Consider the following 21,140-nt stretch of genomic DNA (forward strand, 5'->3'; position numbering starts at 1 on the left):
ATTACATAAAAATCACTAATGGAAAGGCTGGTTTTTTATTTTTAATGAACCGAAGCTAACGGGTGTCAAACAGAAACTATTATTGATAACTATAAATACCAGACTTACAGAGAGCATAAATATAGAGAGAGCAAATACTAAAATTATGTAAATTTTTGTTTCCCTACTATTATTACTTATGTGAATAAGCTTAAAGGCTTCACAGAAGAATTAAAAGCAACAGAAATTATATAAAAATGCAACTTCAATATGCTGAGTTACTATAAGATGATCCCGAATGTTTCGGGATCATCTTCCTGTAAAGGATTTATTCTCTCGAAATCCTCTGGGTTACTTCAACATATCTTCGGTAAGAATAATTGTTTTCAGCTCTGTCTCTTTGATCCAGTTATCTTCAACCAACTTAATCACATCACCAGCCTGCGGTTTGTAATAATATTGTAGCTTTATTTCTTCATTAAGGCCATTATCCACACTCCAGTGTTTACCGTAATACGATAAATTTCTTTCCGTGTGCCCCATATATTTACCATTATGATAAGCAACAAATTTACGTGTCTTGAATGCTTCTTTAGACAAAGTCAGCCGCATGTTCCGCTCAGTTGGACCAGTATAAGGTTCAAAAGAGATGACCCCATCCGTAATCATCTTCTCAAAAACATCATCGACAATCTCACCCAGCTCATGTTCCGGCGTATCACCGCTCAGATCCCAGACTATCGCCCCGCCATAGCCGTTCTGGTTGATAAAGTTGACTTTCTTCTGCACTGACTCAGGGTCATCGTAGGTCAGGAATTCTTTGGTTTTGGCATTGTATAAATAAGGTACCTGTGACTCCGAATCCCAGTAGCGGGTCCAGTCGGCGGAAGCGGCATACTCCTTCAGCAGATAGTACGGGTTGGTTCCGGTAAACTGCCCTTCATCATCCCATGCGCCATGCACGGTCGCCGAGCCAGAGGCGAATAACCCCGGCAGCCCTTTGACAATCTCTGTCGGCGCCACGTTACCCCATCCACGACCGTAATACGGGATGCCCACCATCAGCTTGCTTTTTGGCACATTCCACGTTGTGCTGTATTCCTGCAGCGTGGAGGCAACGTTCAGCTTCTGATCGGCATCCTTGCTGTTGGCATAAAGCGGCGCATTATGTCCGGTGATGGAGTCGAAAGCGCCGTGGATGTCGTAAGCCATCACGTTGACGCTGTCCAGTAACGGCGCGGTCACTTCCGGGTTGATGTACTGGATATTATTGTGGTTAGTGGTCACTGCGGCAGAAAGCTGGAAGTACTTATCGCTCTGTAAACCGAGCGCATCGAGTTTGCTGCGCAGCGTCTGAACCAGACTGGTGAAGTTTGCCCTTTCGGCGTCGCTGTCCGGGTATTCCCAGTCAATATCAATACCATCAAAGCCCCACTCCTGCATAAAGGCAATCATGCTGTCGGCAAGTTTATTGATGCCTTCCTGGGTTCTGGTCGCCTCCTCGAACACTCCTTCTTCAGAGTTATTCCAGCCGCCGACCGAAACCATATTGGTCACGCCGTTTTGCTCGGTCAGTTTATCCAGCTGGCGCAGCAGTTCAGGGCCTTTATAGGTGTCGTGGATAACCACTTCGCCACCCTTGATCACCGCAAACCCATAGTTCAGGTGGGTGAGCTGGCTGAAGTCGATTTTATCCGGGGTGAAATAGTTATGCGCTTCATACACGCCCCACTCCGGGAAATAGCCGATGACCTTGCGCTGCGCCGCAACTTTATCTTTTGCTTCTTTCTGCAAATCCGCCGCTTTTTGCCCGCTATACGGGGTAAAGGTGAACGTCGCCAGATTCTGGATCTGAATCGGGCCGACCTTCAGCCAGACGGGATCGCTTCCCGGGATCCGGCCCGGATCCGCCCACCACTGGCTCTGCCAGTAATAGCCGTTGTAACGGACCAGCGTTCCCGCCGTGCCGTAAGTCGCCGCGGGATCATAATCCACGGAATTAATCGCATTATTATCCTTTTGCGCCACCATAACGGTGACCGCGCCGGGGAAATTATTCTTACTGGAGTCCGTCCAGGCTTCCCACGTACTGCCATTATTTTTACTCAGCATCTGACTGCTGTTAAGCCCACTGATCGTGTTCGCGTCATCATTCATTGACAACGTCGCCGCAAAGGATGAGAAACAGAATGACATCCCCGCAATAAACATAACGGAAGTTAATTTATTGAGCTTCATATATTATCCTTAATAATGTAATGTAGCAACTGGTGTAGCTGCCATTTCTGGCTCCATTACCATAAAGAATAAACAAACAGACCACAATTGCCCTTCGGCTTATTAAAAGCACCTGATTATTGATCGATAAATAATAGTGATATACAGAAATATAGACGTAGTGATTTTTTATCATCACATAATCATTACTAATAACAATGCAAGACTTTTATTTTTATTCAACCGAAACTTAAGGGTGTCAAACAGAAACTATTACTGATAAATATAAATGACAGGCTTGCAGAGAGCATAAATATAGAGAGAAAAAATACTAAAGTTATGTAAATTTTTATTGCGGACTATAAAAAAGAGGCCGAAATATGTCGGCCCCGTCTCATATTAAAAAAAGCTGTTTTTTATTTAAGCATAGCTTCCGTAACGACAAGTTTAGCAATCGTTGCCGGAGTTGGAAGGGTACGTTCAACTACAATAGTTTCACCAGCCGAAATCGCGCTTTCATCAGCCCTCACTGTCGTAATACCATTGCTGGTTGATTGTAAAGAATAGTAGCACTTACCTAAATCGCAACTAAAGATGTATTTACCATCTGTCGCATCACCCCTCAATTTAATTATGTAAGCACTATCGGTTCCTGAAGCAACTTGATCAGCGGCAAAACCGACATAAACCATAGGAACACCCTTCTCTTTCTTCACGGACAAAGACTTGACATCGGGACTGCTTACCAGCGGAAGATTCCCCTTCAGCATATCCTCCGTAACAGTCAGCGTCGCGACAACCTCTGTATCGGGGCTGGTACGTTTAACGGTAATGACAGAGCCGACATGAAGGAAACTGCTTAAATCAGCATAACTACGTATGATTGACTGTGCTCCATAGGTATTACGCTTTGAGTTATAATTGCGGTCACCTTTTGTGTCGTAAACATATGTACCGTCTACTTCAACGCGATAATTATTTGAGCCGCTAAGTTTACTGCTATCAAAAGTCACATTAATGCGCAGGTTACCGTTGAACAGGTCCAGGAAAACGGCTTTTACGTCCCCGGAAGGAAACTCAATGATATCATCGACAATCTCACCCAGCTCATGCTCCGGCGTGTCGCCGCTCAGATCCCAGATTATCGCCCCGCCATAACCGTTCTGGTTGATAAAGTTGACCTTCTTCTGTACTGACTCAAGGTCATCGTAGGTTAAAAACTCTTTGGTTTTGGCATTGTATAAATAAGGAACCTGTGACTCCGAATCCCAGTAGCGGGTCCAGTCGGCGGAAGCCGCATACTCCTTCAGCAGATAGTACGGGTTGGTGCCGGTAAACTGCCCTTCATCATCCCATGCGCCATGCACGGTCGCAGAGCCAGAGGCGAATAACCCCGGCAGCCCTTTCACGATCTCGGTAGGTTCAACGCTCCCCCAGCCGCGGCCATAATACGGGATACCCACCATCAGCTTACTTTTTGGCACATTCCACGTTGAGCTGTACTCCTGCAGCGTGGAGGCAACGTTCAGCTTCTGATCGGCATCCTTGCTGTTGGCATAAAGCGGCGCATTATGACCGGTGATGGAGTCAAAAGCGCCATGGATGTCGTAAGCCATCACGTTGACGCTGTCCAGCAACGGCGCGGTCACTTCCGGGTTGATGTACTGAATGTTATTGTGGTTAGTGGTCACCGCCGCAGAAAGCTGGAAGTATTTATCGCTCTGTAAACCTAGCTCATCAAGTTTGCTGCGCAGCGTCTGCACCAGGCTGGTGAAGTTTGCCCTTTCGGCGTCGCTGTCCGGGTATTCCCAGTCAATATCGATACCATCGAAGCCCCACTCCTGCATAAAGGCAATCATGCTGTCGGCAAGTTTATTGATACCTTCCTGGGTTCTGGTCGCCTCCTCAAATACTCCTTCTTCGGAGTTATTCCAGCCGCCGACGGAAACCATATTGGTCACGCCGTTTTGCTCGGTCAGTTTATCCAGCTGGCGCAGCAATTCAGGACCTTTATAGGTGTCGTGAATAACCACTTCGCCACCCTTGATCACCGCAAACCCATAGTTCAGGTGGGTGAGCTGGCTGAAGTCGATTTTATCCGGGGTGAAATAGTTATGCGCTTCATACACGCCCCACTCCGGGAAATAGCCGATGACCTTGCGCTGCGCCGCAACTTTATCTTTTGCTTCTTTCTGCAAATCCGCCGCTTTTTGCCCGCTATACGGGGTAAAGGTGAACGTCGCCAGATTCTGGATCTGAATCGGGCCGACCCTCAGCCAGACGGGATCGCTTCCCGGGATCCGGCCCGGATCCGCCCACCACTGGCTCTGCCAGTAATAGCCGTTGTAACGGACCAGCGTTCCCGCCGTGCCGTAAGTCGCCGCGGGATCATAATCCACGGAATTAATCGCATTATTATCCTTTTGCGCCACCATAACGGTGACAGCGCCAGGGAAATTATTCTCACTGGCATCCGTCCAGGCTTCCCACGTATTACCATTATTTTTACTCAGCATCTGGCTGCTGTTAAGCCCACTGATCGTGTTCGCGTCATCATTCATTGACAACGTCGCCGCAAAGGATGAGAAAGTGAGTGACATCCCTGCAATAAACATTGCAGCCGTTAATTTATTGAGCTTCATATATTATCCTTAATAATGTAATGTAGCAACTGGTGTAGCCGCCAGTTCTGGCTCCATTACCATAAAGAATAAATAAACAGACCACAATTGCCCTTCGGATTATTAAAAGTACCTGATTATTGAATCATAAAAATCAGTGATATATAAAAATGGTGGTAAGATAATTTCTCTTTTTAAGATAAACGTTACCAATGAATATGAGAGGGGACTTATTTGTATTAACCGTAACCAGACGACGTCAAACAAAAACAATTATTGATAACTATTGATGCTGTAAAAAAAAGAAAACAATAATAGGAAATACAAATACCTTAATTGTGTAAGTTTTTATTTCAAATCATAAAGAAGGGGCCGCAATATTTCGGCCCCCTTTTTCATATGTAATACAGCTTAAATGTTATTTAAGCATATCTTCCGTCACAACAATTTTTGCAATGGTTGCCGGAGACGGGGTGATACGTTCGACCACGATGGTTTCACCAGCCGAAATCGCGCGTTCATCAGACTTCACTGTCGTAATACCATTGCTGGTTGATTTTGAGGAGTAGTAGCACTTACCGTTATCATAACTAAAGACGTAGTTACCATTCTTCGCATCACCCATTACTTTAATGACGTAAGAACTATCGGTTCCTGAAGCAATTTTATCAGCGGCAAAACCGACATAAACCATAGGAATACCCTTCTCTTTCTTCACGGACAGAGAGGTGACATCCGTACTGCTTACCAGCGGATTATTCCCCTTCAGCATATCTTCCGTTACGGTCAGGGTAGCCAGAATTTGTTCATCAGGGCCGGTACGCTTAACGGTAACAACAGAGCCGGCATGAAGAAGGTAGCTTACATCACCAGTACGTATTGTTGACTGTGTACCATAGTTATAACGGTATCCGTAATAGGACTTGCCGCCCTCCGTTGAGAAGACATATTGACCATCAACTTCTACGCGATAACTATTGGAACCGCTAAGCTTGCTGGCATCAAAATTCACATTAATACGTTGCTTACCATCGAATACGTCCACAAAAACGGCTTTTACGTCGCCTGTAAGGTCGCCAGAATCACCGGCTTGCGTAAACGGCGCAAACACTTCGCTAAAAGCATACTGCGGCGCCTGCTGTGCAGTCAGTCCACTATGTTCAGGAGAAACCTGTTTGGCGACGCCCGGCTGATCGCGCATCATTGACCAGATACCAATCATACCCAGCCCACGTTCAGTTGCGTCCTGCATGACCAGCTTCGCATCCGACATGTAGAATACTTCGCCCTGAACGTCGTTATAGCCGATCATCGGCGTGGTACCCATCATCGCATTGATTTCAGCATCGCTCTTATCAGTGAAGATCTGCTTCAGCTGGCTGTGCATGTTTTCAATTGCGGAGGTGGCGCATTTGCCATGGATATTCTGGCCTTCGGTGCCATCGGACTGGCAAATGCTGTTACCGTAGTCCATGGTCATTACGTTAACACCCGCCAGATCAACCCCCTTCGCTTTAGCATCCTCGAGCACATAGAGGCCTTCTGCGGTCAGACCGGTCGGCAGAATCGGCAGGGTATACCAGATACCTATTTTACGCCCTTCTTCTTTCCAGGTGTCCTGAACGGCCTTCACCGCTTCGTTACGGCGATTGATAGATTCATGATCCGCAACCCAGGTACCTTCGATGTCGAAGTCCAGTACGTTCAGGTTCAGATTATCAACGATATCGTAGTAGTGCTGTTTCAAATCCTGAACATTTTTACAGGATGCCGCCAGCGGGGCGTTATTCGCACCGCCAATGGAAACCATCACATCGCCGCCAGCTTCACGCAGGGCCTTTATCTTGCTGTATTGTGCATAGTCGTTGATGTTATACGCCGTACCCCAGGTCGGGAGACAGGTTTCCGCATCCTTACTGACCACAAACGCCATAGTGAAGTGGGTTACATTCTGGTTCTGCGCCAGGCTCGCCAGATCGGGCTGGGAATTCAGGGTAAAGTCGACATAGGGAGCATAGACATGCGCAGGCCACGGGGATTTAGGCGTACCGACTTTTTCTTTCGTGCCGGTCCAGTCGATGAAGATGCGCCACGGGTTAGTGTCAGTCGGGGAAACTTTCTGTACTTTTGCCTGCGAGACGTAGTTAGCACCATTGTAGCGAATCAGAGTACCGCTCTCGTACAGCGTGGAGGCATTGTATTCCGGCGCATTGTTAAGCTGCTCCTGAGTGTAAGAGACAACCGCGCCAAGCGGTTTCCACGGACGGCCATTTGTACCGGTCGGGTTCTGGTTAGCCGGAACAGAAGGATCGTTTCCTACTGTATAAAACATGGCTTCATATTCCTCACCGTTTTTCTGAACCTTATCGCCTTTATTATAAACGGTGGAAGATGACCACTCTGCAACCGGAGCATAAGCTTCCCAGGGATTCTCCTGGCCTGGAGCAAAACCGTAACTGCTTTGCGCTGTCGACGTCTTATAAGTTGCATTATTGTAGGAAACAATATCGCCTGCATTATAAGAGACGGTATTATCATAAGCCGGATAAGTTACCGTACCGCCGCTGGTTTCACAGGTCGTTGGATTACCGTATTTATCCATTTCAGCCGCGGTTGCAGCGCGCTCATAACGCCACGGGTTATTCGCTTCATTGTCGGCAGCATTCCCCGGGCAGTCGGAAGCGCCTACCCACCATGCGTTCGTATAAACGCCGCCATCGAAAATAACTTCGTAGGTACTGCCGCCCTCCTGGCCGCTCCATGCTTCAAGAGCAAATGCCGGCAACGCAGCACAAGTCAGCCCCATGCAAAAAAGGGCCTTAGTGGCTAAATTTAATTTCATTTTTAAAATCCCTGTTAATAGTAAACTGTATCGTTTTACGTAACGATTTAACGGCAATACGTTAATAACAACATCCGTTAAGTTCAATTATTAAAGGAATAACTAATGAAATTTAAGAAATAAACACCCTCATCAGACCAGAGTAAATAAAATATTTATTTGAGTGATATGAATTAAATTAAAATACGATATTTTAATAATAAAAAACCCCGAAATATATTCGGGGTTTTTAAGACTAAATACGTTATTAAAACGTCATATTAGCCGAGAACTTTAGCAACCACGCCCGCGCCAACGGTACGGCCACCTTCACGGATTGCGAAACGCAGACCGTCGTCCATCGCGATCGGGTGGATCAGGGTAACAACCATTTTGATGTTGTCGCCCGGCATTACCATTTCCACGCCTTCCGGCAGTTCAATGGTGCCAGTCACGTCAGTTGTACGGAAGTAGAACTGCGGACGGTAGCCTTTGAAGAACGGAGTGTGACGGCCGCCTTCGTCTTTGGACAGGATATAAACTTCAGATTCGAACTTGGTGTGCGGCTTGATGGTGCCCGGCTTAGCCAGTACCTGACCACGTTCGATTTCTTCACGTTTGATACCACGCAGCAGAACACCTACGTTCTCACCCGCACGGCCTTCGTCCAGCAGTTTACGGAACATTTCAACGCCGGTACAGGTAGACTTCGCAGTCTCTTTGATACCAACGATTTCAACTTCTTCGCCCACTTTGATGATACCGCGCTCTACACGACCGGTAACAACGGTACCACGACCGGAGATGGAGAATACGTCTTCGATCGGCAGCAGGAACGGCTTGTCAATCGCACGCTCTGGCTCAGGGATGTAGGAATCCAGGAAGCCTGCCAGTTCGATGATTTTCTCTTCCCACTCTGCTTCGCCTTCCAGCGCTTTCAGGGCAGAACCACGAACGATCGGCGTGTCGTCGCCCGGGAAGTCATACTGAGACAGCAGCTCACGCACTTCCATCTCAACCAGTTCCAGCAGCTCTTCGTCATCAACCATGTCGCACTTGTTCAGGAACACGATGATGTACGGAACGCCTACCTGACGACCCAGCAGGATGTGCTCACGGGTCTGCGGCATCGGGCCGTCAGTCGCGGCAACAACCAGGATCGCGCCGTCCATCTGAGCAGCACCGGTGATCATGTTTTTAACATAGTCGGCGTGGCCCGGGCAGTCTACGTGTGCGTAGTGACGGGTCGGGGTATCGTATTCAACGTGAGAGGTGTTGATGGTGATACCACGCGCTTTTTCTTCCGGCGCGTTATCAATCTGGTCGAATGCGCGGGCAGCACCGCCGTAGGTTTTAGCCAGTACGGTAGTGATTGCAGCGGTCAGAGTAGTTTTACCGTGGTCAACGTGGCCGATGGTGCCGACGTTAACGTGCGGTTTTGTACGTTCAAATTTTTCTTTAGACACGGCTATATTCCTTACTATAGCGCTCTCCCCTTATGGAGAGAGCACGGGACTTAGGTTTTAATCCTGTGGATTACTTACCACGGGCTTCGATTACGGCCTGAGCAACGTTGCTCGGTGCATCATCATACTTCAGGAATTCCATGGTGTATGATGCGCGACCTTTGGTCAGAGAACGCAGCTGAGTTGCATATCCGAACATTTCAGACAGCGGTACTTCAGCGTGGATTTTAACGCCAGTCACTTCGGATTCCTGACCGCGCAGCATACCGCGACGACGGCTCAGGTCACCGATAACGTCACCGGTGTTCTCTTCCGGCGTTTCTACCTCAACCTTCATGATCGGCTCAAGCAGAACTGGTTTTGCTTTCTTAAAGCCTTCTTTAAAGGCAATAGACGCAGCCAGTTTAAACGCCAGTTCCGAGGAGTCAACGTCATGGTAAGAACCGAAGTGCAGACGGATACCGATGTCAACAACCGGATAACCAGCCAGCGGGCCTGCTTTCAGCTGCTCCTGGATACCTTTATCAACGGCCGGGATGTATTCGCCAGGGATTACACCACCTTTAATGTCGTTGACGAACTCGTAGCCTTTCGGGTTGGAACCCGGCTCCAGCGGGTACATGTCGATAACAACATGACCGTACTGACCGCGACCACCAGACTGCTTCGCATGTTTACCTTCGATATCGGTAACTTTCGCGCGAATCGCTTCACGGTAAGCAACCTGAGGTTTACCGACGTTCGCTTCAACGTTGAATTCACGCTTCATACGGTCAACGATGATGTCGAGGTGCAGCTCACCCATACCGGCGATAATGGTCTGGTTAGATTCTTCGTCAGTCCATACGCGGAAAGACGGGTCTTCTTTAGCCAGACGGCCCAGAGCCAGACCCATTTTTTCCTGGTCAGCTTTGGTTTTCGGCTCAACAGCAATGGAGATTACCGGCTCAGGGAATTCCATACGCTCCAGGATGATCGGATGATCCGGATCGCACAGGGTATCACCCGTGGTAACGTCTTTCAGGCCGATCGCCGCAGCGATGTCGCCCGCGCGAACTTCTTTGATCTCTTCACGTTTGTTAGCGTGCATCTGAACGATACGACCGAAACGCTCACGTGCGGATTTCACGGAGTTCAGTACGGTATCACCAGAGTTAACCACACCGGAGTACACGCGGAAGAAGGTCAGGTTACCCACGAACGGGTCGGTAGCGATTTTGAATGCCAGTGCAGAGAAAGGCTCATCGTCGCTAGCGTGACGCTCAGCAGGAGTGTCTTTACCGTCGTCCAGGATACCGTTGATCGCAGGTACGTCAACCGGGGATGGCAGGTAGTCAACTACCGCATCCAGCATCGCCTGAACACCTTTGTTCTTAAATGCGGAACCACAGGTTACCAGGATGATTTCGTTGTTCAGAACGCGCTGACGCAGAGCCGTTTTGATCTCTTCTTCAGTCAGTTCTTCACCACCCAGGTATTTTTCCATCAGCTCTTCAGACGCTTCCGCTGCGGACTCGATCAGGTTCTGGTGCCATTCTTCAGCCAGTTCCTGCATGTCAGCCGGGATGTCTTCATAGGTGAAGGTTACGCCAGCATCTGCTTCATTCCAGTTGATGGCTTTCATTTTCACCAGGTCAACAACACCGGTGAACGCTTCTTCAGCGCCAATCGCCAGCTGCAGCGGAACAGGGTTCGCGCCCAGACGGGATTTGATCTGACCAACAACTTTCAGGAAGTTCGCGCCCATGCGGTCCATTTTGTTAACGAACGCAATGCGCGGAACTTTATATTTGTTTGCCTGACGCCATACGGTTTCAGACTGCGGCTGAACACCACCAACTGCGCAGTAAACCATTACCGCACCATCAAGAACACGCATGGAACGTTCTACTTCGATGGTGAAGTCAACGTGCCCCGGGGTGTCGATGATGTTTACGCGATGCGGTTCATACTGCTTAGCCATACCAGACCAGAATGCAGTAGTCGCTGCGGAAGTGATGGTAATACCACGTTCCTGCTCCTGCTCCATCCAGTCCATGGTAGCCGCGCCGTCATGAACTTCACCGATTTTATGGTTTACACCGGTGTAGAACAGAATACGTTCGGTGGTAGTGGTTTTACCGGCGTCGATGTGCGCACTGATACCGATGTTACGATAGCGTGCGATGGGTGTTGTACGAGCCATTTGATTCCTCGTTTATCTTTTAGGCGTTCAATTTAAGTAGCCCAAAGCGGGCTGCTTACTCGAAGCGCCCGCCTGGTGACTAAAATTCCGAAGGGATTACCAACGGTAGTGTGCGAACGCCTTGTTGGCTTCGGCCATACGGTGAACGTCTTCACGTTTCTTAACTGCAGTACCTTTGTTGTCTGCAGCATCAGTGAGTTCGTTCGCCAGGCGCAGAGCCATGGATTTATCACCGCGTTTACGAGCAGCTTCAACGATCCAACGCATTGCCAGAGCATTACGACGGACCGGACGGACTTCAACTGGAACCTGATAAGTAGAACCACCAACGCGGCGGGACTTAACTTCGACAGTCGGACGCACGTTTTCGAGAGCGACTTCGAAAGCTTCCAGTTCAGATTTACCAGAACGCTGAGCCAGGGTCTCCAGCGCGCTGTATACGATAGTTTCTGCAGTAGATTTTTTACCATCTACCATCAGGATATTGACAAATTTAGCCAGCAGTTCTGATCCGAACTTCGGATCCGGCAGAATTTTACGCTGACCAATGACGCGACGACGTGGCATGGAAATACTCCGTTGTTAATTCAGGATTGTCCAAAACTCTACGAGTTTAGTTTGACATTTAAGTTAAAACGTTTGGCCTTACTTAACGGAGAACCATTAAGCCTTAGGACGCTTCACGCCATACTTGGAGCGAGCCTGCTTACGGTCTTTAACGCCGGAGCAGTCAAGCGCACCACGAACGGTGTGGTAACGAACACCCGGAAGGTCTTTTACACGACCGCCACGGATCAGGATCACGGAGTGCTCCTGCAGGTTATGACCTTCACCACCGATGTAGGAAGTCACTTCAAAACCGTTAGTCAGACGAACACGGCATACTTTACGCAGTGCGGAGTTCGGTTTTTTAGGAGTGGTAGTATATACACGAGTACATACGCCACGTTTTTGCGGGCATGCTTCCAGCGCAGGCACGTTGCTTTTTGCAACTTTGCGAGCACGTGGTTTGCGTACCAGCTGGTTAACTGTTGCCATTAAATAGCTCCTGGTTTTAGCTTTTGCTTCGTAAACACGTAATAAAACGACCTCATACAATATGAGGACGCCGAATTTTAGGGCGGTGTCGAAAAGGTGTCAAGAAATATACAACGATCGCGCCGTCACCAGGCCAACTGGCTGGCGTGCGCGACCGTGAGTCTGACGAAATCAGTATAGCTAACCCTGACGACGCTGTCTGAAATTTGACCAGTTAAACCGCGAGCGTCAATGTCTTCTTGCAGGGCGTATACGGTTATGGGGGCATTACGCAGCGTTTCAAGGTAGCGGCTGCCTTCTATGGCGGCGATGACGCCATCCTGAAGTAACAGAAGCGCATCGCCTTCCGCAAGTAAACGCAGCAAAGAGGAGAAGTCGGAATGCCACGGCGAGCGGCGTAACGTATGCAGCATGCGAACCTCAGAATCTCAGGATAACGTCGTAACGGCCAAGCTCACGGCGCAGCGCTTCAGGTTCAAGCGCCGTCGCCGCCACCACAAAACGCGCGTCGTCGCCAAGACCGCGTTCGCGCAGCGAAGCGGCGCACAACCAGCACTGTTCGATGTCATACAGCGCCAGCAGTTTAAAGGTTGCGATATAGTCGCGCGCCAGCACCACGCCCGGCTTTTGCCCTTCCAGAATCTGAAATACGCCGTCGCCAATAAAAAAGACGCCAGGCTCGTCCGTCAGCGCTGACGTCGCCAGCAGCGCGTCCAGCCCTTCCCGACCCGATGCGCTGCCGTGCGGCGCCGAGGAAAAAACAAAGGCGATTTTATTCATCAGAACTGCACCACCCGATCGCAGGTCAGCGAGGCTTCCGCCAGCGCGCCGAGACCGCTTAGCGTAAAGCCGGGCTGAAGATTGGCGGATGCCAGCCCCAGCCGTCCCGCTTCGGTTTCATCAACCACGCCGCGACGCAGCGCCGCAGCGACGCAGATGTTCAGCGCGACGCCATGCTGACAATTCAGCTGTTGCCAGGCGCGAACCAGATCGACCTCATCGCTGGCCGGCGAGGTGAGCTGGTTGGCGTTATACACCCCTTCGCGATAGAAAAAGACGCTGCTCAGCGTGTGGCCTTCCTCAATCACTGCCCGGGCAAACTGCAACGCGCTGCTCGCCTGCTGGGTGCCATAAGCCGGACCCGTCACCATGATGGCAAAACGCATTACTTATCTTGCCCCTGGAAGTCGCCGCTTTTGAACTGGCGAATATAGAGGTACACGGTGTGCTTGGAGATATTCAGGCGATCCGCCACCTGATTGATCGCGTCTTTAATATCGAAAATACCTTTCTCGTACAGGTTCAGCACGATCTGGCGATTCTTGGCGTTGTTAGAGACGTTACGATCGGCGTTCACCTCTTCAATGGTGAACTCCAGCGTCTGGGTCACCAGATCTTCCACAGACGAGGCAAAGTTAACCGCCGATCCCACTTCCGGCGTTTCCGGCGGAATAAAGGTGTTCATGATTTGCGAGAACGGCACATCAAGGTTCATGTTGATGCACAGCAGGCCAATCACGCGATGCTCACGATTGCGAATGGCAATCGTCACTGACTTCATCAGAACGCCGCTTTTCGCACGGGTAAAGTAGCACTTTGACACGCTGCTATCCGCACCGGTCATATCGTGCAGCATACGTAACGCAAGGTCGGTAATCGGCGAACCGATTTTACGCCCCGTGTGTTCGCCATTGGCGATGCGAATAGCGGAGCATTTCAAGTCCTGCAAAGAGTGCAATACGATTTCACAGTGGGAACCAATGAGCATCGCTAACCCGTCCACCACCGCTTCGTAGGATTTCAGAATATCAAAATCGGTCTGGTCGAAAGGACGTTGATCCAGCAAATCTAATTCACTGGTTTCGTTGGTTAAAAGCGACCTGGACATGAAAAAAAACACTCCTTTTCAGGAGCCTGTCGTTATGTTTTCAGGGCAGGCTCAGTAAATATGCGGATGGTTAAATTAATACAGTGGAGGTTCCACTTTCCACAACTAATTATATCCGGCCTGCAATAAAAAAACCGCCGCTCTGTTCGGCGGCGGTTCTCAGCTTTTATTTTTTAGCAGCATCGGCGGCTTTGGCGTCAGCTTTTGCCGCGGCTTCTGGCTTCGCATCCGCTTTCGGCGCCGGTTTGATATCCAGCAGTTCTACGTCGAATACCAGCGTGGAGTTAGCCGGGATACCCGGAACGCCGGTTTTGCCGTATGCCAGATCCGGCGGAATGACCAGCTTGATCTTACCGCCTTTCTTAATGTTCTTCAGGCCTTCAGTCCAGCCCGGAATCACGCCGTCCAGACGGAAGGAGAGCGGTTCGCCGCGGGTGTAGGAGTTATCAAACTCTTTACCGTCGATCAGGGTGCCTTTGTAGTTCACCACTACGGTGTCGCTGTCTTTCGGCGCTTCGCCGGTACCGGCTTTCTCTACTTTATACAGCAGGCCAGTAGAAGAGGTTTTCACATCTTTCTCTTTGGCGAACTTATCGCGGTACTCTTTACCTTTGGCTTCGTTTTCAGCCGCGTCTTTTTCCATCTTCGCCTGAGCGGAAGACTTCACGCGCGCTTCAAACGCCTGCAGGGTCTGTTCGATTTCCTGGTCAGTCAGTTTGCTCTTGTCGGCAAACGCGTCCTGGACACCAGCGATCAGCTGATTTTTATCCAGTTTGATACCCAGCTTTTCCTGCTCTTTGAGCGAGTTTTCCATATAACGACCCAGCGAAGCGCCCAGCGCGTAAGCTGATTTCTGATCGTCATTTTTAAACGCGGCCTTACTGTCCGCCGCGGCAGCCGGTTTCGCCGCTTCAGCAGCGAAGGTCATCGGGGCGTGCAGCGCAACGGCCATCGTGGTTGCCAGCAGCGTGGCTTTAAACAATGATTTCATCCATATCTCCAGGGCCGGGGCATCTCGCCCCGAGGTTAGCTTCATATCCAGAAGCGTACTATAAATCGTTGTTGAACAAATCAACATAAGGACATGCCTTAATCTCACCTCTTTTCAGACACTTTTTGTTTAAATTAGTTTCGGCGAGGGAGAACAGGGCTATGCAAACCGACAGATTGCAGTAGAATCCGCCGCAACCCAGGACAATCAATGAGGTGCATCATGCAGGATACCACAATGGAAGCGCGTCTGGCCGAGCTGGAAAGTCGTCTGGCTTTTCAGGAGATCACCATTGAGGAGCTCAACGCGACGGTCACCGCCCATGAGATGGAAATGGCCAAATTACGCGATCATCTGCGTCTGCTGACGGAGAAACTTAAGGCCAGCCAGCCGTCTAACATCGCCTCACAGGCGGAAGAGACGCCGCCGCCGCACTATTGAGACGTAAAAAAAGCGGGCGATGCCCGCTTTTTTGTATCCGCTCATTTACAGAGCAAATAATACCCTATGGATTTCAAGTCACAGCAAGGCGGCAAGCTTGAGAAATCCGGTCACATAGATACCTGGGTGACCGGGTTTCGACAGCGTCGCCAACGCCGCGGTGGCTGGAAAGACGACGGGTATTAGTGGCAACCGCAGCCGCCATTACCTTTACCGCCGCCACCGCAGCAGCCTTCGCCGCCGTGCTGGTGACCGTGGTCATGGCCGTGACCGCCGCAGCAGCCGTCGTGACCGTGGTCATGATCGTGGTCGTGGCCGTGCGCGCCGTGAACGTGGCCGTGAGCCAGCTCTTCTTCGGTCGCTTCGCGGATCGCCACCACTTCAACGTTAAATTTCAGATTCTGACCTGCCAGCATGTGGTTGCCGTCAACCACAACGTGATCGTCTTCCACTTCGGTAATTTCTACCGGCACCGGACCCTGGTCGGTTTCCGCCAGGAAGCGCATGCCAACCTGCAGTTCGTCAACGCCCATAAAGACGTCTTTAGGCACGCGCTGCACCAGGTTTTCGTCATACTGACCGTAAGCGTCGTTCGCGCCGACTGCCACATCGAATTTGTCGCCGACGTCATGACCTTCCAGGGCGGTTTCCAGACCAGAGATCAGGGAACCGTGGCCGTGCAGGTAGTCCAGCGGCGCACTCACCGGAGACTCATCAACCAACACACCGTCTTCTGTACGTACCTGATAGGCCAGGCTGACCACCAGGTCTTTTGCTACTTTCATGATATCTCCTGAGCGTGGGAAAATTGCTGGCGCAGATTGTAGCGGAAATCTGCACCCGTGTACCCTTTAGCTTAAAAAATCTCGGGGCATATCGCTAGTCTGGATGAAAGATCCCGATCACTTGTTCATCTTTGCGAACATGATCGCGCGCTTCTTTATCCGCTTCGCGCATTTGATGACCGCACTTAACGCACTCAACAATATCGATATTATTCTCGCGCCACATCGCCAGCGAATCCTGCGCCTGGCAGGAGGGACATTTTGCCCCGGCAATAAAACGTTTACGGATTGTCATACTGATCCCCTACTCAAATTCATCCCAGCCGTCCAGCTGGCGTCGTTCCTGCTGCATCTCACGCTGAAAAATCTCCTCCAGCTCGCGTCTGGCCTCTCTGGCGCGGGATATTTGTACCGTATCGGCGTGCATCGGAATCAGCTCCCGCAGCATCCGCATATCCAGCCGCCGAAAGTGCAACTGCGCCCGCTGCGCCTGATGGGGGTGCATTCCCAGCGACACCAGCGTTTTACGCCCCAGCTCCAGCGCACTGGAGAAGGTTTCGCGGGAAAACTGCGTGACGCCCGCCTGTAATAACTCATGGGCTTCCACACGTCCACGCGCCCGGGCAAGAATATGCAGATGCGGAAAATGCTGCTGGCAGAGCGCCACCAGCTTCATCGTATCTTCCGGGTCGTTACAGGTAATAACGATCGATTCGGCCGCCTCTGCTCCCGCGGAACGCAGAAGATCCACCTGCGTCGCGTCGCCGTAGTAAACCTTATAGCCATATTTACGCATCAGGTTAACCGCGCTGATGTCGCGCTCAAGCACGGTGATGCGCATCCTGTTGGCCATCAGCAGACGTCCAATCACCTGACCGAAACGACCGAACCCCACCACAATGACCTGCGGTTTGTCGTCATCAACCCACGGTTTTTCATCCGCCTCATCCGGACCATTAAACTGGCGGGACAGGCGCTTGTCGATAAGCTTCATCAGCATCGGCGTGGTCATCATCGACAGCGTGACGGTAACCAGTAACAGCGCCATCTGATCCCCCTGAAACAACCGCTGCGACGACGCCGTCGAAAACAGCACAAAAGCGAACTCCCCACCCTGGCTCAGCACGCCCGCAAACTGCATTCTCTCTGAGCTACGCAGGCCGTACACCCGCGCCAGCCCGTACAGCACCAGCGTTTTTACCGCCACCAGCGCCAGCACGCTCGCCACCACCCACGGCAGATGGGTATACAGCACGCCCAGATTCAGCGACATCCCCACGGAGATAAAAAACAGACCGAGCAGCAGTCCCTTAAACGGATCGATGGACGTCTCCAGCTCGTGGCGATATTCGCTCTCCGCCAGCAGCACGCCGGCGATAAAAGTGCCGAGCGCCATCGACAGCCCCAGCGCATCCATAAACAAAGCGGACCCTAATACCAGCAGCAGCGTGGCGGCGGTAAATACCTCGCGCACGCCGGAGGCGGCAATAAAGCGGAACACCGGACGCAGCAGGTAGCGTCCGCCAATCAGCATCACGGCAAAGGCCAGCACCTTCATGCCGACTTTCATCCAGTCGAAATGTTCGTCAGCGGAACCGGCCAGCAGCGGCACCAGCGCCAGCGCAGGGATCACCGCTAAGTCCTGAAACAGCAGTACGGAAAAGCCAAGCTGCCCGGACTCGCTACGGTTCATGCCTTTCTCACGCATTAATTGCAGCGCCATCGCGGTTGAGGACATGGCAAGACCAATCCCGCCGACCACCCCCGCCTGCCAGGAAAAACCAGTCAGTATCAGCAATCCGGCCAGTAGCGCCGCGCTGAACAGAACCTGCGCCGCCCCGACGCCAAAGATCGAGCGCCGAAGCTGCCAGAGCTTCGCCGGATTCAGCTCCAGGCCGATGATAAACATCAGAAATACGACGCCCAGCTCAGAAAAATGCAGGATTTCGTCGACGTCGCTGATAAATCCCAGCCCCCACGGGCCGATGGCGATGCCCGCCAGCAGATAGCCCAATACCGCGCCGATACCGAGCCGGGAGGCCAGCGGCACCGCCGCCACCGCCGCGAAGAGAAACAGCACGCCTGCCAGCAATAAATCAGAACCTTCCATCAGCGGCCTCCCACGGGTACAGGCTGGGCAAGCCAGTCGCCATACGCTTTCGCATGACTTTCCAGCTCCTGCGCGCTCTGCCGTCTGGCCCAGTAAATCACGATTGGACTCAGCCAGTGCATCCGGCACATGCCTGCCGTCAGCTCAAAGGGCCGCAGAATATCGCTCATCGGATAGCGGTTCAGCGCGTCATAACGATAGGCGCTTTCCGGTTCGCCGGTGGTTATCACGCTACGCCAGTACTTTCCCGCCAGCTGATTTCCCCCCGGCCCGCTGGCAAAGCCGCGGCTTAACACCCGATCCAGCCATTCTTTCAGCAGCGCCGGGCAGCTATAAGTGTATAAAGGATGCTGAAAGACAATCACGTCATGCTCGCACAGCAGCGCCTGCTCACGTGGAATATCGATAAAAAAATCAGGATAGTGCGCGTAGAGATCGTGCACCGTAACGTTGCTGAGCTGCATGGCCGGCTTAAGCAGCACCCGGTTCGCCACCGAGTCCTGAGATTCCGGATGGGCATACAGCAGCAACACCTTTGTTGGCTGAGACATCATCCCCCTCCCGGTTTTGTTTCTGTTTTTGTGTAGAGTTATTGTTTTGGGCTACCATTGCGCCCCGGTGCGGGAGAACGCCCGCACACTACATTATCATAATGATAAATTAACATGGTCAGAACATACGGCGCCTTATGATTGTTTTCTCCTCGTTACAAATTCGTCGCGGCGTGCGCGTCCTGCTGGACAATGCCACGGCCACCATTAATCCGGGCCAGAAAGTGGGCCTGGTGGGCAAGAACGGCTGCGGAAAGTCTACCCTGCTGGCGTTGCTGAAAAATGAACTCAGCGCCGATGCTGGTGGTTTTTCCTTCCCCGGAAACTGGCAGCTGGCGTGGGTCAACCAGGAGACGCCCGCCCTGCCCCAGCCAGCGCTGGAGTACGTCATTGACGGCGACCGCGAGTATCGCCAGCTGGAAGCCCAGCTGCGTGACGCCAACGAACGTAACGACGGACATGCTATCGCCACTATTCACGGCAAGCTGGACGCCATCGACGCCTGGACCGTGCGCTCCCGCGCCGCCAGCCTGCTGCACGGGCTCGGGTTCAGCAACGAACAGCTTGCACGCCCGGTCAGCGACTTTTCCGGCGGCTGGCGGATGCGCCTTAACCTGGCGCAAGCGCTGATCTGCCGTTCCGACCTGCTGCTGCTCGATGAACCGACCAACCACCTCGATCTTGATGCGGTTATCTGGCTGGAAAAATGGCTGAAGAGCTATCAGGGCACTCTGATTCTGATCTCCCATGACCGCGACTTCCTCGACCCGGTGGTGAATAAAATCATTCATATCGAACAGCAGACGATGTTCGAGTACACCGGCAACTACAGCGCGTTTGAAATTCAGCGCGCCACCCGTCTTGCCCAGCAGCAGGCGATGTATGAAAGCCAGCAGGAGCGCGTCGCGCATCTGCAAAGCTATATTGACCGCTTCCGCGCCAAAGCCACTAAAGCGAAGCAGGCGCAGAGCCGCATTAAGATGCTGGAGCGTATGGAGCTGATTGCCCCGGCGCACGTTGATAACCCGTTCCACTTCAGCTTCCGCCCGCCGGAAAGTCTGCCAAATCCGCTGCTGAAAATGGAAAAGGTGAGCGCAGGCTATGGCGAGCGGATTATTCTCGACGCCATCAAGCTGAATCTGGTGCCCGGTTCGCGCATTGGCCTGCTCGGGCGCAACGGCGCCGGTAAATCAACGCTGATCAAACTGCTGGCGGGCGAACTGGCGCCGCTCAGCGGCGAAATTGGCCTGGCGAAAGGCATCAAGCTCGGCTATTTCGCCCAGCACCAGCTTGAGTATCTGCGCGCCGACGAGTCGCCGTTGCAGCACCTGTCGCGGCTGGCGCCGCAGGAGCTGGAGCAAAAGCTGCGCGATTACCTCGGCGGTTTTGGCTTCCAGGGCGATAAGGTGACAGAGGAGACACGACGCTTCTCCGGCGGCGAAAAAGCCCGTCTGGTGCTGGCGCTGATCGTCTGGCAGCGTCCGAACCTGCTGCTGCTTGATGAACCGACTAACCATCTCGATCTTGATATGCGCCAGGCGCTGACCGAAGCGCTGATCGAATTCGAAGGCGCGCTGGTGGTGGTTTCGCATGACCGCCATTTATTGCGCTCCACCACCGACGATCTCTACCTGGTCCACGATCGCAAAGTCGAACCGTTTGACGGCGATCTGGAAGATTACCAGCAGTGGCTGAGCGACGTGCAGAAGCAGGAGAACCAGCCTGCCGAAGCGCCAAAAGAGAACGCCAACAGCGCGCAGGCGCGGAAAGATCAGAAGCGCCGCGAAGCGGAACTGCGTTCGCAAACCCAGCCGCTGCGCAAAGAGATCGCCCGTCTGGAAAAAGAGATGGAGAAGCTGAACGCGCAGTTAGCGCAGGCGGAAGAAAAACTGGGCGACAGCGAACTGTACGACCCTGCCCGCAAAGCGGAGCTGACCGACTGTCTGCAACAGCAGGCCAGCGCCAAAGCCGGGCTGGAGGAATGCGAGATGGCCTGGCTGGAAGCTCAGGAGCAGCTTGAGCAGATGCTGGCCGACTAATTTCAGGA

The 21,140-nt window shown here is 51.9% G+C and carries 18 protein-coding genes; 2 read left to right on the forward strand and 16 right to left on the reverse strand.

The genetic code is table 11. The annotated features are described in order from the left end of the window. Positions 1 to 330: 330 nt before the first annotated feature. From K7R23_RS04090 to fkpA, 12 genes are all read right to left on the reverse strand, one after another. Positions 331 to 2,217, reverse strand: a complete 1,887-nt coding sequence (locus tag K7R23_RS04090) for a glycosyl hydrolase family 18 protein (RefSeq protein WP_012908407.1) — start codon at positions 2,215 to 2,217, stop codon at positions 331 to 333. A gap of 395 nt (positions 2,218 to 2,612) precedes the next feature. Beyond that, positions 2,613 to 4,838: a glycoside hydrolase family 18 protein gene (locus K7R23_RS04095; protein ID WP_012908406.1), complete on the reverse strand. Its 2,226-nt coding sequence runs from the start codon at positions 4,836 to 4,838 to the stop codon at positions 2,613 to 2,615. A gap of 397 nt (positions 4,839 to 5,235) precedes the next feature. Beyond that, positions 5,236 to 7,659, reverse strand: coding sequence for a carbohydrate-binding protein (locus K7R23_RS04100; RefSeq protein ID WP_012908405.1), 2,424 nt, complete (start codon positions 7,657 to 7,659; stop codon positions 5,236 to 5,238). Between the two features lie 260 nt (positions 7,660 to 7,919). After that, positions 7,920 to 9,104, reverse strand: coding sequence for an elongation factor Tu (gene tuf / locus K7R23_RS04105; protein WP_012907761.1), 1,185 nt, complete (start codon positions 9,102 to 9,104; stop codon positions 7,920 to 7,922). Between the two features lie 70 nt (positions 9,105 to 9,174). After that, entirely contained in the window at positions 9,175 to 11,289 is a 2,115-nt protein-coding gene (gene fusA / locus K7R23_RS04110; RefSeq protein ID WP_012908404.1) for an elongation factor G, read from the reverse strand. A 96-nt stretch (positions 11,290 to 11,385) separates the two neighbouring features. Continuing rightward, positions 11,386 to 11,856: a 30S ribosomal protein S7 gene (rpsG, locus tag K7R23_RS04115; RefSeq protein WP_002920113.1), complete on the reverse strand. Its 471-nt coding sequence runs from the start codon at positions 11,854 to 11,856 to the stop codon at positions 11,386 to 11,388. A 96-nt stretch (positions 11,857 to 11,952) separates the two neighbouring features. Beyond that, the gene (rpsL, locus tag K7R23_RS04120; protein ID WP_000246815.1) at positions 11,953 to 12,327 is read right to left on the reverse strand and encodes a 30S ribosomal protein S12; all 375 of its coding nucleotides are present in this window, start codon (positions 12,325 to 12,327) and stop codon (positions 11,953 to 11,955) included. 125 nt (positions 12,328 to 12,452) lie between these two features. Next, positions 12,453 to 12,740: a sulfurtransferase complex subunit TusB gene (tusB, locus tag K7R23_RS04125; RefSeq protein WP_012908403.1), complete on the reverse strand. Its 288-nt coding sequence runs from the start codon at positions 12,738 to 12,740 to the stop codon at positions 12,453 to 12,455. Positions 12,741 to 12,747: 7 nt separating this feature from the next. Continuing rightward, entirely contained in the window at positions 12,748 to 13,107 is a 360-nt protein-coding gene (gene tusC / locus K7R23_RS04130; RefSeq protein ID WP_012908402.1) for a sulfurtransferase complex subunit TusC, read from the reverse strand. Then, positions 13,107 to 13,493 (reverse strand): sulfurtransferase complex subunit TusD, encoded by a 387-nt coding sequence (gene tusD / locus K7R23_RS04135; protein ID WP_012908401.1) that lies wholly within the window; start codon positions 13,491 to 13,493, stop codon positions 13,107 to 13,109. The genes tusC and tusD overlap by 1 nt, the downstream gene beginning before the upstream one ends. Continuing rightward, on the reverse strand, positions 13,493 to 14,215 hold the full coding sequence (locus K7R23_RS04140; RefSeq protein WP_003023643.1) for a helix-turn-helix transcriptional regulator: 723 nt from the start codon (positions 14,213 to 14,215) through the stop codon (positions 13,493 to 13,495). Before K7R23_RS04140 ends, tusD begins: the two co-directional genes overlap by 1 nt. Before the next feature lie 166 nt (positions 14,216 to 14,381). Further along, positions 14,382 to 15,206 carry an FKBP-type peptidyl-prolyl cis-trans isomerase gene (gene fkpA / locus K7R23_RS04145; protein WP_012908400.1) on the reverse strand — a complete coding sequence of 275 codons (825 nt, stop codon included), beginning with the start codon at positions 15,204 to 15,206 and terminating at the stop codon, positions 14,382 to 14,384. Between the two features lie 222 nt (positions 15,207 to 15,428). Here fkpA and K7R23_RS04150 point away from each other — a divergent pair, with 222 nt between their 5' ends. After that, positions 15,429 to 15,647, forward strand: coding sequence for a protein SlyX (locus tag K7R23_RS04150; protein ID WP_024133045.1), 219 nt, complete (start codon positions 15,429 to 15,431; stop codon positions 15,645 to 15,647). Positions 15,648 to 15,829: 182 nt separating this feature from the next. On the opposite strand, the gene slyD is transcribed toward K7R23_RS04150, so the two are convergent. From slyD to kefG, 4 genes are all read right to left on the reverse strand, one after another. Further along, on the reverse strand, positions 15,830 to 16,432 hold the full coding sequence (gene slyD, locus K7R23_RS04155) for a peptidylprolyl isomerase (RefSeq protein WP_012908398.1): 603 nt from the start codon (positions 16,430 to 16,432) through the stop codon (positions 15,830 to 15,832). 94 nt (positions 16,433 to 16,526) lie between these two features. Continuing rightward, positions 16,527 to 16,727, reverse strand: coding sequence for a YheV family putative zinc ribbon protein (locus tag K7R23_RS04160; RefSeq protein ID WP_012908397.1), 201 nt, complete (start codon positions 16,725 to 16,727; stop codon positions 16,527 to 16,529). Between the two features lie 9 nt (positions 16,728 to 16,736). Beyond that, positions 16,737 to 18,542 (reverse strand): glutathione-regulated potassium-efflux system protein KefB, encoded by a 1,806-nt coding sequence (gene kefB, locus K7R23_RS04165; protein WP_012908396.1) that lies wholly within the window; start codon positions 18,540 to 18,542, stop codon positions 16,737 to 16,739. Beyond that, a complete protein-coding gene (gene kefG / locus K7R23_RS04170; protein ID WP_024133044.1) occupies positions 18,542 to 19,093 on the reverse strand; it encodes a glutathione-regulated potassium-efflux system ancillary protein KefG in 552 nt (183 codons plus the stop codon). The genes kefB and kefG overlap by 1 nt, the downstream gene beginning before the upstream one ends. Positions 19,094 to 19,230: 137 nt before the next feature. Here kefG and K7R23_RS04175 point away from each other — a divergent pair, with 137 nt between their 5' ends. After that, complete coding sequence (locus tag K7R23_RS04175) at positions 19,231 to 21,132, forward strand: ABC transporter ATP-binding protein (RefSeq protein ID WP_012908394.1); 1,902 nt, start codon at positions 19,231 to 19,233, stop codon at positions 21,130 to 21,132. Positions 21,133 to 21,140 lie beyond the last annotated feature (8 nt).

The sequence above is a fragment of the Citrobacter rodentium NBRC 105723 = DSM 16636 genome, assembly GCF_021278985.1.
GTDB classification, from domain to species: Bacteria; Pseudomonadota; Gammaproteobacteria; order Enterobacterales; family Enterobacteriaceae; genus Citrobacter_A; species Citrobacter_A rodentium.

Bases quoted from the DNA above. Each gene is read 5' to 3' on its own strand.
- K7R23_RS04090 (WP_012908407.1), bottom strand. From the start codon at position 2,217: ATGAAGCTCAATAAATTAACTTCCGTTATGTTTATTGCGGGGATGTCA.
- K7R23_RS04095 (WP_012908406.1), bottom strand. From the start codon at position 4,838: ATGAAGCTCAATAAATTAACGGCTGCAATGTTTATTGCAGGGATGTCA.
- K7R23_RS04100 (WP_012908405.1), bottom strand. From the start codon at position 7,659: ATGAAATTAAATTTAGCCACTAAGGCCCTTTTTTGCATGGGGCTGACT.
- fusA (WP_012908404.1), bottom strand. From the start codon at position 11,289: ATGGCTCGTACAACACCCATCGCACGCTATCGTAACATCGGTATCAGT.
- rpsG (WP_002920113.1), bottom strand. From the start codon at position 11,856: ATGCCACGTCGTCGCGTCATTGGTCAGCGTAAAATTCTGCCGGATCCG.
- rpsL (WP_000246815.1), bottom strand. From the start codon at position 12,327: ATGGCAACAGTTAACCAGCTGGTACGCAAACCACGTGCTCGCAAAGTT.
- tusB (WP_012908403.1), bottom strand. From the start codon at position 12,740: ATGCTGCATACGTTACGCCGCTCGCCGTGGCATTCCGACTTCTCCTCT.
- tusC (WP_012908402.1), bottom strand. From the start codon at position 13,107: ATGAATAAAATCGCCTTTGTTTTTTCCTCGGCGCCGCACGGCAGCGCA.
- tusD (WP_012908401.1), bottom strand. From the start codon at position 13,493: ATGCGTTTTGCCATCATGGTGACGGGTCCGGCTTATGGCACCCAGCAG.
- K7R23_RS04140 (WP_003023643.1), bottom strand. From the start codon at position 14,215: ATGTCCAGGTCGCTTTTAACCAACGAAACCAGTGAATTAGATTTGCTG.
- fkpA (WP_012908400.1), bottom strand. From the start codon at position 15,206: ATGAAATCATTGTTTAAAGCCACGCTGCTGGCAACCACGATGGCCGTT.
- K7R23_RS04150 (WP_024133045.1), top strand. From the start codon at position 15,429: ATGCAGGATACCACAATGGAAGCGCGTCTGGCCGAGCTGGAAAGTCGT.
- slyD (WP_012908398.1), bottom strand. From the start codon at position 16,432: ATGAAAGTAGCAAAAGACCTGGTGGTCAGCCTGGCCTATCAGGTACGT.
- K7R23_RS04160 (WP_012908397.1), bottom strand. From the start codon at position 16,727: ATGACAATCCGTAAACGTTTTATTGCCGGGGCAAAATGTCCCTCCTGC.
- kefB (WP_012908396.1), bottom strand. From the start codon at position 18,542: ATGGAAGGTTCTGATTTATTGCTGGCAGGCGTGCTGTTTCTCTTCGCG.
- kefG (WP_024133044.1), bottom strand. From the start codon at position 19,093: ATGTCTCAGCCAACAAAGGTGTTGCTGCTGTATGCCCATCCGGAATCT.
- K7R23_RS04175 (WP_012908394.1), top strand. From the start codon at position 19,231: ATGATTGTTTTCTCCTCGTTACAAATTCGTCGCGGCGTGCGCGTCCTG.